Annotated in this window: 9 protein-coding genes; 3 read left to right on the top strand and 6 right to left on the bottom strand. The window is 66.8% G+C overall.

Annotation, left to right across the window (positions count from 1 at the left end; translation table 11 throughout):
• Positions 1 to 4: 4 nt before the first annotated feature.
• The 3 genes from kdpB to M2331_RS13220 are packed head-to-tail and all read right to left on the bottom strand — an operon-like array spanning position 5 to position 3,860.
• Positions 5 to 2,038 carry a potassium-transporting ATPase subunit KdpB gene (gene kdpB / locus M2331_RS13230; RefSeq protein ID WP_181560705.1) on the bottom strand — a complete coding sequence of 678 codons (2,034 nt, stop codon included), beginning with the start codon at positions 2,036 to 2,038 and terminating at the stop codon, positions 5 to 7.
• A 13-nt stretch (positions 2,039 to 2,051) separates the two neighbouring features.
• On the bottom strand, positions 2,052 to 3,755 hold the full coding sequence (gene kdpA / locus M2331_RS13225; RefSeq protein ID WP_181560704.1) for a potassium-transporting ATPase subunit KdpA: 1,704 nt from the start codon (positions 3,753 to 3,755) through the stop codon (positions 2,052 to 2,054).
• A gap of 15 nt (positions 3,756 to 3,770) precedes the next feature.
• Complete coding sequence (locus M2331_RS13220; RefSeq protein ID WP_181560703.1) at positions 3,771 to 3,860, bottom strand: potassium-transporting ATPase subunit F; 90 nt, start codon at positions 3,858 to 3,860, stop codon at positions 3,771 to 3,773.
• Between the two features lie 368 nt (positions 3,861 to 4,228).
• On the opposite strand from M2331_RS13220, the gene M2331_RS13215 reads away from it, so the two are divergent.
• The 3 genes from M2331_RS13215 to M2331_RS13205 are packed head-to-tail and all read left to right on the top strand — an operon-like array spanning position 4,229 to position 8,432.
• On the top strand, positions 4,229 to 5,902 hold the full coding sequence (locus M2331_RS13215; RefSeq protein ID WP_264592395.1) for an MFS transporter: 1,674 nt from the start codon (positions 4,229 to 4,231) through the stop codon (positions 5,900 to 5,902).
• A complete protein-coding gene (locus tag M2331_RS13210) occupies positions 5,899 to 7,059 on the top strand; it encodes an HlyD family secretion protein (RefSeq protein WP_181560702.1) in 1,161 nt (386 codons plus the stop codon). The genes M2331_RS13215 and M2331_RS13210 overlap by 4 nt, the downstream gene beginning before the upstream one ends.
• Positions 7,059 to 8,432 (top strand): efflux transporter outer membrane subunit, encoded by a 1,374-nt coding sequence (locus M2331_RS13205; RefSeq protein ID WP_181560701.1) that lies wholly within the window; start codon positions 7,059 to 7,061, stop codon positions 8,430 to 8,432. The genes M2331_RS13210 and M2331_RS13205 overlap by 1 nt, the downstream gene beginning before the upstream one ends.
• Before the next feature lie 25 nt (positions 8,433 to 8,457).
• Here the strand turns inward: M2331_RS13205 and M2331_RS13200 are convergent, their stop codons facing one another.
• The 3 genes from M2331_RS13200 to malQ all read right to left on the bottom strand — a co-directional run bounded on the left by M2331_RS13200 (position 8,458) and on the right by malQ (position 11,343).
• The gene (locus M2331_RS13200) at positions 8,458 to 9,027 is read right to left on the bottom strand and encodes an alpha-ketoglutarate-dependent dioxygenase AlkB (RefSeq protein WP_181561528.1); all 570 of its coding nucleotides are present in this window, start codon (positions 9,025 to 9,027) and stop codon (positions 8,458 to 8,460) included.
• A 16-nt stretch (positions 9,028 to 9,043) separates the two neighbouring features.
• Entirely contained in the window at positions 9,044 to 9,307 is a 264-nt protein-coding gene (locus M2331_RS13195) for a DksA/TraR family C4-type zinc finger protein (protein WP_181560700.1), read from the bottom strand.
• Positions 9,308 to 9,372: 65 nt separating this feature from the next.
• Positions 9,373 to 11,343, bottom strand: coding sequence for a 4-alpha-glucanotransferase (malQ, locus tag M2331_RS13190; RefSeq protein ID WP_264592394.1), 1,971 nt, complete (start codon positions 11,341 to 11,343; stop codon positions 9,373 to 9,375).
• Positions 11,344 to 11,345 lie beyond the last annotated feature (2 nt).

Raw genomic sequence — 11,345 nt, 5'->3', positions numbered from 1 at the left:
TTCCTCAGGCGAGGCCAAGGCCGTTGACGGCCAGGTCGATGAGCTTGATGCCGGCGAAGGGCGCGATCAGGCCGCCCAGGCCGTAGATAGCGAGATTGCGCGCCAGCAGCGGTCCGGCGCCGATCGGCTTGTAGGTCACCCCCTTGAGCGCGAGGGGCACCAGCAGCGGGATGATGAGCGCGTTGAAGATGATCGCGGACAGGATGGCGCTCTGCGGCGTCGCGAGGCCCATGACGTTGAGCACGCCCAGCCCCGGATAAAGCACCACGAACATGGCCGGGATGATCGCGAAATATTTGGCGACATCATTAGCGACGGAGAAGGTGGTGAGCGCCCCCCGGGTCATCAGCAACTGCTTGCCGAGGCCGACGATCTCGATCAGCTTAGTGGGGTCGCTGTCGAGATCGACCATGTTGCCTGCCTCGCGCGCCGCCTGCGTGCCGGTGTTCATGGCGACGCCGACATCGGCCTGCGCCAGCGCGGGCGCGTCGTTGGTGCCGTCTCCACACATGGCGACGAGCCGGCCGCCTTGCTGCTCCTTGCGGATCAGCGCCAGCTTGTCCTCCGGTGTCGCCTGAGCCAGGAAATCGTCGACCCCCGCCTCGGCTGCGATGGACGCAGCGGTCAGCGAATTGTCGCCGGTAATCATCACCGTGCGGATGCCCATATTGCGCAGTTCGCCGAAGCGCTCGCGGATGCCCGCCTTGACGACATCCTTGAGGAAGATTGCTCCCAGCAGTTCGCCGTCCTTGGCGACCGCCAGCGGCGTGCCGCCGGCGCGGGCGATCTCGTCGGTGATGCGCCTCAGTTCCGCCGCCGCCGGGCTTTTGTCCGGGCCTGCCATGGCATTCAGGACCGCATCGACAGCGCCCTTGATGACCGTGGTGTCGCCCGTGACCACGCCGGAAATCCGGGTTTGCGCGGTGAAGGGGATCACCTGCGCATCGGTCGGCAGGGCTTGGGCTGCCTGACCGAATTTCTCGCGCGCAAGCGCCACGATCGAGCGCCCTTCCGGCGTCTCGTCCGCCAGACTGGCCAGCAGGGCCGCTTCCGCCAACTGGGCCGGTGTCGCCCCACCGACCGGCCGGAATGCCGTTGCCTGCCTGTCACCGACCGTGATCGTGCCGGTCTTGTCGAGCAGCAACACGTCGATATCGCCGGCCGCCTCAACAGCCCGGCCGGACTTTGCCAGCACATTGAAGCGCACAAGGCGGTCCATGCCGGCAATGCCGATCGCCGAGAGCAAAGCGGCGATGGTCGTCGGAATGAGCGTGATGAGAAGGGCCGCGAGGATCGACACCGGAATGGCGCCGCCGGCATAGCTGGCGAAACCGGGAATAGTGCCGACCGCGATCAGGAAGATGATGGTCAGGCCGACCAGCAGCAGCGTCAGGGCGATTTCGTTGGGCGTCTTCTGCCGTTCGGCGCCTTCCACCAGCGCGATCATGCGGTCGAGAAATCCCTGGCCGGGATTGACGGTGACGCGCACCTGGATCTCGTCCGAGATGACCCGCGTGCCCGCCGTCACCGCCGACCGGTCTCCGCCCGCCTCGCGGATGACCGGCGCGGACTCCCCGGTGATCGCGGCCTCGTTGACCGAGGCGACGCCCGCGACGACCTCGCCATCCGATGGAATGAGATCGCCGGTCCCGACCAGCACGGTGTCGCCGACCCGCAGCGCGCTGGCCGGCACGGTCTCGGGCTCCTGACCGTTCTTCAGGCGTTTGGCGGTGAGGTCCGCCTTGGTCGCGCGCAGGGACGCCGCCTGCGCCTTGCCGCGCCCTTCGGCCAGCGCTTCGGCAAAGGTGCCGAACAGCACGGTCAGCCATAGCCAGATGACGAGCTGGAGCTTGAAGCTGGCGGCAAGGCCATCCTGACCGACGATGAGCAGCGCCGTCAGGAGCACCGCCACGATGGCGGTCGTGAACATCACCGGGTTACGGATGAGCTGGCGCGGGTTCAGTTTGCGGACCGAGTCCGTGATCGCCGGGACGATCAGATCGGCCGTGAAGAGCGATGGGGACGCTTGGCGTGCCATGGAGGGGCTCCAATCAGAAAAGCTGGCCACGGATCATCGCAAGATGATCGGCGATGGGACCAAGGGCGAGGCTGGGCAGGAAGGTGAGGCCGCCGACGATCAGCACGATTCCCACCAGCAGGCCGGTCCAGAGCGGCCCGGTGGTCGGAAAACTGCCCGCCGTCTCCGGCGTATAGGTCTTCGCCGCCAGCCCGCCGGCAATCGCCAGCATGGGCACGATGACGAAGAAGCGGCCGACCCAGATGGCGACGCCCAGAATGCCATTGTAGAAAGGCGTGTTGGCCGAGAGGCCGGCAAAGGCCGATCCATTGTTCGCCACCGCGCTGGTGAAGGCGTAGAGAATCTCGGAAAAGCCGTGCGGTCCCTTGTTGAGCGGGCCGGCCAGCCCGGCCTCGGTGACCGAAGCGATGGCCGTGAAGCCCAGGATCATGAGCGGCAGCACCGCGATGGCGAGAACGGCGAGCTTGACCTCGCGAGCCTCGATCTTCTTGCCGACATATTCCGGGGTTCGCCCGACCATCAGCCCCGCGACGAACACTGCGAGGATGGCGAACAGCAGGAAGCCATAGATGCCGGCGCCGACGCCACCGACAACGACCTCACCCAATTGCATGTTGAAGAGCGGGATCAGGCCACCAAGCGCGGTGAAGCTGTCATGCATCGCATTGACCGCGCCGCAGGAGGCCGCCGTGGTGACGACGGAAAAGAGCGCGGAGGCGGCGATGCCGAAGCGGACTTCCTTGCCCTCCATATTGCCGCCGGCGATGCCGAGGCTGTGCAGGATGGGGTTGCCCGCAGCCTCCTGCCAGTAGGTGATCATGGTCCCGGCTAGGAAGAGCAGCATCATGGCAGCAAGGATCGCCCAGCCCTGGCGACTGTTCCCGACAGCCTTGCCGAAGGTGTAGGTGAGACCCACCCCGATCAGGAAGATCGAGAGCATCTGGACGAAGTTGACGAGCGCCGTCGGGTTCTCCAACGGATGCGCGGAGTTGGCGTTGAAAAAGCCGCCGCCATTGGTGCCGAGCATCTTGATCGCTTCCTGCGAGGCGATCGGCCCCAGCGCGAGGGTCTGGCTCGCACCTTCCAGCGTCGTTACATCGACCGACCCCGCCAGCGTCTGCGGCACACCGCTCGCGATATAGAAGAGCGCGATGACGCAGCAGAGCGGCAGCAGCAGATAGAGCGTCACCCGCGTCACATCGGCCCAGAAATTGCCGATGCCCTTGGCTTCCCGCCGCGCGAACCCGCGGAACAGCGCAAAGGCCAGCGCGATCCCGGTCGCTGCCGACAGGAAATTGTGGATCGTCAGGCCCAGCATCTGGCTGAGGGCCGACATGGTCGACTCACCGCCATAATTTTGCCAGTTGGTGTTGGTCGCAAAGCTGATCGCCGTATTGAAGGCGAGCGGCTGGCTCACCCCCGGATGGCCCAGCGGGTTGAGGGGCAGCAGGCCCTGCAAGCGCAGGATCGCATAAGTGAAGACCAGTAGCGCCGTGTTGAACAGGAGCATGTGCACGGCATAGCGGCGCCAGCTTTGTTCCTCCTGCGGGTCAATGCCCGCCAGCCGGTAGAAGCCGCGCTCCAGTGGTCCGAGCAGGCCATGGAGCGGCGTCCGCCGCCCTTCATAGAGCGCGAAGAGCCACAGGCCGACGGGCTTGGCCAGTGCCAGCAATATGCCGACAAAGGCGAGGATCAAGATCCATCCCTGAACTGTCATGATGTCGCTCCCCGATCAGAAGCGTTCGGGGCGTGCGAGCACGGCCACCAGATAGAAGAGCAGGCCGACCGCGGTCGCAGCGGCCAGCCAATGGTCGATAGTCATGGTCGCCTCCCTCACGCCTTGTCGCACAGCGCCGCGTAACCGAGCGTTGTGGCCAGCAAGCCGAGGGTGAGCCCCAACCAGAGCATGTCCTGCATGATCGTTCTCCTGCACGACGTCCGAGACCGCAGGAGATGCGGCGCCGAATCATGTGCCGCAGGTCAAATAAGGCAGAGCCGCATTTGAATTCGAGAGACAGGAAAGGCGATCCGCATAGTATTTGCATATGAATCGCGCAGGTCTGGGGCCCGCAGCGCGCTGGACTGGCCGACAGACCACCGATCCCTGGAACGATCCGCGCGCTGAACACTTTGCATTGCAGTCTTCAGATATCCGTCCGAGGATAGAGGCAGGCATGGAAAGGCCCGTGGTTGAGCAGACGGTCTGAAGAGTCGGAATATCAGTTCGAGCCGCACGAGCGGCCGATGATGCCGGGGTCTCCGGCGACGCCCTACCATCCAGGCCGGCGCCGTCTGGGATATTTGCTGATCGGCGTGCTGCTCGGCCTCACGGGTGGCTTCATCAACGGGCTGCTGATGGCGAACCTGCCCCAGATCCAGGGGGCGCTCGGGCTGACCAGCGTGGAAGCCGGCTGGCTGACTGCTGCCTATACGATGACCAATGTCTGCATGAGCCTGCTGCTCATCAAGTTCCGCCAGCAATTCGGCATCCAGCGCTTTGTGCGGATCGTGCTGATCGGCTTTCTCGTCCTCAACACGCTGCAACTGTTCGTGCACAGCTATGGTCTGGAACTCTTCGTGCGCGCGGGCAGCGGCATCGTTGCAAGCGGCCTGTCCACGATGGCGCTGTTCTACATCATGCAGTCGATGAAGGCGGAGGCGCGGCTGGGCGGGCTGGTGCTGGGCGTCGGCGTCTCGCAGATCGCGACCCCGCTCGCTCGGGTGATCTCCCCGGCATTGCTCATCCATGGCGATGTGCAGAACCTGTATCTGTTCGAGTTCGGCCTCACATTGCTCTGCCTCGCCGGGGTGTGGCTGCTGCGCCTGCCGCCCAGCGAGCGCATCGACGCCTTCGAGCCGCTGGATTTCCTGACCTTCGCCTTGTTCGCCCCCGGCATAGCCCTGCTTTCCGCCGTGCTCGTGCAGGGGCGCATCGTCTGGTGGTCGACCCAGTGGCTGGGCTATGCGCTGGCCGGCGCGATCCTGCTGATCGGCGCGGCGGTGATCGTGGAGCACAACCGCGCCAATCCGCTGCTCAACACGCGTTGGATGGGCAGCGCGGCGATCATCCGCTTCGCCGTCATCGCCGCCAGCATGCGCGTGTTGCTCGGCGAGCAGAATGTCGGCGCCAGCGGCCTGCTGACCGTGCTCGGCATGGGGCAGGACCAGCTGATCGCTTTCTACACGGTGGTCACGCTGGCGACCATATTCGGGCTGGCGGTGAGCCTGAAAACGCTCAAGCCGACGGACCTGCTTAAACCCGTGATCATCTCCTGTGCACTCATCGCCCTCGCCGCGTTCTTCGACACCCAGTCCAGCAATCTCACGCGCCCGGCGCAGCTTTATGTGACCCAGGCGATGATTTCCTTCGCCGCGATCTACTTCATGGGGCCGACGCTCATGGCGGGCATCCTGCAGGCACTGGCCAAGGGGCCGAGCCATATCGTCAGCTTTTCGGCCGTGTTCGGTATTTCGCAGCAATTGGGCGGCATCGGCGGGGCGGCCCTGCTGGGCAGCTTCCAGATCATTCGCGAGCGCTTCCATTCCGAAATGCTCGTCCAGTCGCTCGTCGGCACCGATCCGCAGGTGGCGCAGCGCATCCAGCAGCTCGGCGGCGCCTATGCGCGGACGCTGGGCGATCCGGCCTTGCGTCAGGCGGAGGGCAGCATCCTCCTCTCCCAGCAGGTCGCGCGGGAAGCCAATATCCTGGCATTCAACGATGTGTTCATGCTGGTCGGTGCGCTGGCCACGCTCGCCTTTGTGTATCTCGGCGCGCGGTGGATCTATTATCGTCGCAAAGGCATTACCCCCCTGGCCGAAGAGCTTGCGGCCTTGGCGGCAATGAGGACCAGGGCCCAATCATGAGTGACACCTCCGCCGAACATCCGCGCCCATCGAACCGGACCGACCGTCTGGAAGATCCGGTGGAAGTGCCCAATGACACCACCCCCGTGGCCAGCGCGCCGAAGCGCGGCTGGGCGCCCCCGCAAGCCGGCCGAAGGGTGACGCTGCTGGCCGTCCTGTTCATCGTCGTCGGCATTCTCATCGTGTTTTACGCCTGGGGCCTGCCGCCTTTCTCGTCGGATGTTCAGACGACGGACAATGCCTATGTGCGCGGCCAGACCACGGTCATCGCGCCACAGGTGAACGGCTATGTCGTGGAGGTGCAGGTTCAGGATTATGAGCAGGTCCGCAAGGGGCAGGTCCTCGCGCGGATCGACGACCGGATCTATCGCCAGAGAGTGGCGCAGGCGCAGGCCCAACTCGCCACGCAGCGCGCTAACCTTTCCAACAGCAGCCAGAGCGAAGCGTCCAGCCAGGCTCAGCTTGCGGGGCAAGCTGCCAGCGTGGCCAACGCCAAGGCGCAACTGGCCCGCGCGCAGGCCGACATGCGCCGGGTGAACGATCTCGTCAGCCAGGGCTCCGTCTCCCTGCGCGAGCGGGACCAGACTCTGGCGGCGTTGCGGCAGGCAGAAGCCGCCGTGCTGCAGGCGCAGGCGCAGCAGCAGGTGGCGAGCGAGCAGGTCCGCACGGTGACGGTCGGGCGCGGTGGCCTGCGCGCCAATGTCGATGCGGCGCAAGCGGCGCTGCGCCTCGCGCAGATCGATCTCGCCAACACGATCATTCGCGCCCCGCAGGATGGGCGGCTGGGTGAGGTGGGCGTGCGGCTGGGGCAATATGTCACGGCCGGCTCGCAGCTGACATTCCTCGTGCCGCCCTTCGTCTGGGTGGCGGCGAACTTCAAGGAAGCGCAGACGGCCCATATGGCGCCGGGCCAGACCGTGCGGCTGCGGGTCGACGCACTGGACGGGGCTGTCATCCACGGCAGGGTCGAGCGGCTGGCGCCCGCCGCCGGCAATGAGTTTCAGGTCATCCGATCCGACAATGCCACCGGCAATTTTGTGAAGGTGCCGCAACGGATCACGGTGCGGATCGCGCCGGATGCCAAGGACCCCCTCTATGCGCGGCTGAGGCCGGGCATGTCCGTCCAGGCCAGGGTCGATACGGCAGGGCACAGGTGATGCGGCCGGCCATCGCCTTGCTGGGCGTCGCGTGCCTGTCCGGCTGCATGGCGCCGCCGACGCCGCTGCCCCCGTCGGCTGCGGTCACGCCGCCTGCCGGCTGGCAAAACGCCCTGGCGGGGGAGGGAGCAGTCAATGCCGGCTGGTGGCGGGCATTCAATGATCCCGCGCTGACGCAACTGGTCGAGACCGCGATCGCCAACAATGTCGACATTGCTATCGCTGCCGCGCGGGTCCGCGAAGCGCGGGCGCAGGAGCGGCTGGCGCGCGCCCAGCTTTTCCCCACGCTGGATGCGACCGCCGCCGGCTCCCACGGCCGATCGCTCAACCCGTTTGGCCAGGCGACCGAGGGCACCAGCGCCCAGCCTGCGCTGCAGGTGGCTTATGAACTCGATCTGTTCGGCAGGATCGACGATCAGACGTCGGCAGCGAGATCGGCCTGGCTGGCCAGTCAGGCCGCGCGCGACGCGACGGCGCTTTCGGTCAGTGCGGCCACGGCATCGGGCTACATCACGCTGCTGGCCCTCGATGCGCGTCGCGACGTGGTCCGCCGGACGATCGCGGCGCGGGCCGAAAGCCTTCGCATCGCCCGCTCCCGCGCCGAGGCCGGCTACACCTCCCAGCTGGAGCTGCGCCAGGCCGAGGCGGAATATCAGGCCGCAGCCATCATCCTCCCGCAGGTCGATCTGGCGATCCTGCGGCAGGAGAATGCCCTGCGCCTGTTGACCGGGGATGGGCCGGGGGTGATCCAGCGCGGGGGATCGCTCGACGCCCTCGTCGCGCCGCCGGTACCGGATCAGGGGTTGCCGTCCGAGCTGCTGCGCCGCCGGCCCGACATCGCGCAGGCAGAGTTCGCTCTGGCCGCATCGGATTCCACCCTGTCAGCCGCGCGCAAGCAGTTCCTGCCGAGTCTTCGCCTGTCTGCTGCGGCGGGCGCCATCTTCAGCAGCGCGCTGGCGAACCCGGTGACGATCTGGTCCGTCGGCGGCAGCGTGCTGGCGCCCTTGTTCGAGGGCGGGCGCTTGCGCGCCGGCGTGGAAACGGCCGCCGCCCGCCGCGATCAGGCCGCCTTTGCCTATCGCAAGACGGCCCTGACGGCATTTGGTGAGGTGGAGAACGCTCTGGGCAACGTCTCCAGCCTTCGCCAGCAGCGCGCGAGCGCCGAGGCGCAAAGGGCAGCCATTGCCGACGCATTGCGTCATGCGACCAATCGCTATCGTGCGGGCTACAGCAGCTATCTTGAAGAACTCGATGCACAGCGCGCCCTGCTCTCCGCCGACCTCGCGCTGGTGCAACTGCGCTCCGATCAGCTCAACGCCCTGGTCACTCTGTATCAGGTGCTGGGCGGCGGCTGGGAGAGCGACGCGCGTTGACCTGCATTAGCTTTGGGAGGCTGGCTCAGCCCCTACGCCCTTTGTCGGATAGGCTGCGGAAGGTGATCGACCAGCGCGGCTGGGTCATCGGCGCGATGCTGTGTTCCCAGTCGTGGCGGACCTCGCCGGACAGATGGTAGACCGACCGCGGGGCCAGTTCGAGCTTCGCGCGTTCGAAGCCGCCCGAATGGCGCCGGCGCAGCCGCAGCACCGCATCGCTGCCGAGCGAGATGCCCACGACATGCTCGAACACCGGCCGATCCCTGTGCCAGCCGATGCCGGCCCCCGCGTCATAGCGGGTCAGCAGCGACTGGACGAGATCGTCAGCAGCGAGCCCCGCGAAGCGGGCGGCGCGGGCTCTGAGCGGGAGCAGCCAGTCGGGTATGGGGTCGGTCGTCCCGAAGCTGCCGGTCTCGAAATCGTAGCGCCATCCAAAGGAGTGGGTGAGGCGCTTGCCGGTCCACTGCTGGAACCGGAAAGGCGCCAGGCCCAGTGCGTCGATCCGCTCGATCAGCGCGGCTTCCTCCCGGCCATCGATGATGTCGGCGCGTGCGTTCAGGCCGGGCACAAGGGGCGTATCGAACAGGTCGAGCATCGTCATGCAGGCGGCCTCACCGCAACTGGCTGTCCTTGCTGCCGCGCCGGTTGATGGCGGAAAACGACGGGCGCTTGTCGCGTGCCGACTGGCAGGCGACGCAGGTCCGCGCGCCGGGCAGCGCCTTTCTGCGCGCCTCGGGGATTTCCTCGCCGCATTCCTCGCACGCCAGGGTACCGGGGCCCGATGGCATCCGGGCCCGGGCGGTTGCCAGAGCGTCTTTCACGCTGTCGTCGATCTGATCCTGAACGGCGCCGTCGGGCGCCCAGCCATTGGCCATGCTCGCCTGCTCCCGCATCTGTGTCTGCGATAAGTCCTATATGGGGTCGCTATTCCCCAATTTCATCAGGTCGACATGCGGACATCGACGGACGCGTCCGCCTTGCGCCCGCAAAGATCGCGCAGCATCTTCGTGCGGCGCGCGACCTCCGGTCGCCGCAGCAGGACGTCGATGGGCGCGGGCAGGCGGCGACGCCAATTGGGGTGCTCGTCGAGCGTGCCGGGGAGGTTGGGCTGCTCCTCAAGGCCCAGCAGATCCTCGATCGAGATGATCTTCACCGGCGTAGGCGCCTGGGCGATGTGGGCGAGGGCTGCGTCGACCACGCTGTCGGTCGAGACGCTGGCAAGCGCCTCGGGCGCGCCCGCCAGCAGGTTCCATAAATGCTCGCGCTCCTCCGCGCGCCGGTCATGGTCTGCGGGCGTCTCGGGCTGCAGGCTCTGCCGCCATTCCAGATCGCGCGCGCGCCACCAGCCGGCGACGGTGGGCGTGTCGTGGGTGCCGGTCATCGCGACGCTGTGCGGGCGATAGGCCGAGGCGGCGGCGAATTTGCCGTGGGCGTCCCGCTCGAACCACAGCACGCTCATGCCCAATATGCCCCGCGCGGCCATGACCTCCATGAAGCTCTCGGGCGCGGTCCCAAGATCTTCGGCAATGATGAGCGCCTGACTGCGATGACTTTCGATGGCCAGGATCCGCAGCAGATCGGCGAACGGATAGTCGAGATAGACGCCCTCCGTGCTGGGCGCGCCCTCGGGGATGACCCACAAGCGGCGCAGTCCGAACGCGTGATCGATGCGAAGGCCGCCGGCATGGCGCAGGGCCGCCCGGATCATCCGGATCCATGGGCGGAAGCCCTGCGCGCGCAGGGCGTGCGGCGAATAGGTGGTGAGGCCCCAATTCTGCCCCTCGGGGCCGAGCGGATCGGGTGGGGCGCCGATGGTGAGGCCGCGCAGAAAGCCATCCGGATCGCTCCAGACGTCGCTCCCTCCGGGATCGACCCCCACGGCGAGGTCGGCGATCAGGCCGATGCGCATCCCCGCCTGGCGCGCCGAGGCCTGCACTTTGCCCAGCATCCGGTCGGTCTGGGTCTGCGCCAGAATGTGAACCGCAACCTCCTGCCAGTGGCTCCGGGCGAAATGGTCGACGGCCGGGCTTTGCGGGTTCTGGAACGTGGCTGGCCAACGCTGCCAGGGGCGGCCGCGAAACTCGATGGAGAGCGCGTCGAACAGCGCGTGGCGGATCAGGGCCGGATCGGATTGCGCGTCGTTCCAGACGGCGCGCTGGGCCTCCTCGTCGAGCGCCGCGAAGGTGGCGCGCTGCTTGAGAAGCGCCGCATCCCTGGCTGCGGTCCAGTCGATCAGATCATCATCGGCATGATCAGGCGGCGAAGCAGGCGCATCGGCCAGCAGGGTGTTGAGATAGGTGCGGCTGGACGGCGCATAGGGGCTGAAATGGCGAGCGGAACCGGGCACCAGTGCATGGACTGGGCTGATCGCCAGCAGATCGGCGCCTTCCTCTGCAAAGCCGAAGCCCGCCACGCGCAGGTCGTCGAAGGTGCCATACATCCTCTCGCTGCGCAGCGAGGGGATCTGGATCGCTGGCCCCCAAATGGCGGGATCTGCCAGCTCGCAGCACCGGGGCGGCGCCACCGCCAAGGTAAAGACATGGCCTGCGATGTCGACCCGATGATAGCCGATTGCGGTGAAGGCCGGCAGTTGCCCGGCGTGGATGGCGACACGCCCTGCGCTGCCATCCTCAGAGGTGACCTCTGCAAAGGCTTCAGCCGCGAGACGATCCGGCAGAGGGACGGGCTGGCCGGCATCCGCACTCAAGAAGTCGGGATTCCGCGCGGCCTCTTCAGTCAGCTTAGCCCAAGCCTGCGCCCGCTGCGCATCCGTCTCGGCGGCATAGCCCAGTGCCTGCAGGACCGCTCGAAGCGTGTCCTGCGACACGCTATGCGCGAGGCCGTCGGCATCCTTCCAATGGATCGCGAGCCCTGCCGCGTGCGCCAGGGCTAGAATCTCATCGTCAGGCACAG

The organism is Sphingobium sp. B10D7B (assembly GCF_025961955.1).
Taxonomy (GTDB): domain Bacteria; phylum Pseudomonadota; class Alphaproteobacteria; order Sphingomonadales; family Sphingomonadaceae; genus Sphingobium.
Note: the sequence above shows the minus strand (reverse complement) of the source record. Positions and strands in the feature narration are given on the sequence as shown.

Bases quoted from the DNA above. Each gene is read 5' to 3' on its own strand.
- M2331_RS13210 (WP_181560702.1), top strand. From the start codon at position 5,899: ATGAGTGACACCTCCGCCGAACATCCGCGCCCATCGAACCGGACCGAC.
- M2331_RS13195 (WP_181560700.1), bottom strand. From the start codon at position 9,307: ATGGCCAATGGCTGGGCGCCCGACGGCGCCGTTCAGGATCAGATCGAC.
- kdpA (WP_181560704.1), bottom strand. From the start codon at position 3,755: ATGACAGTTCAGGGATGGATCTTGATCCTCGCCTTTGTCGGCATATTG.
- kdpB (WP_181560705.1), bottom strand. From the start codon at position 2,038: ATGGCACGCCAAGCGTCCCCATCGCTCTTCACGGCCGATCTGATCGTC.
- M2331_RS13220 (WP_181560703.1), bottom strand. From the start codon at position 3,860: ATGACTATCGACCATTGGCTGGCCGCTGCGACCGCGGTCGGCCTGCTC.
- M2331_RS13205 (WP_181560701.1), top strand. From the start codon at position 7,059: ATGCGGCCGGCCATCGCCTTGCTGGGCGTCGCGTGCCTGTCCGGCTGC.
- M2331_RS13200 (WP_181561528.1), bottom strand. From the start codon at position 9,027: ATGCTCGACCTGTTCGATACGCCCCTTGTGCCCGGCCTGAACGCACGC.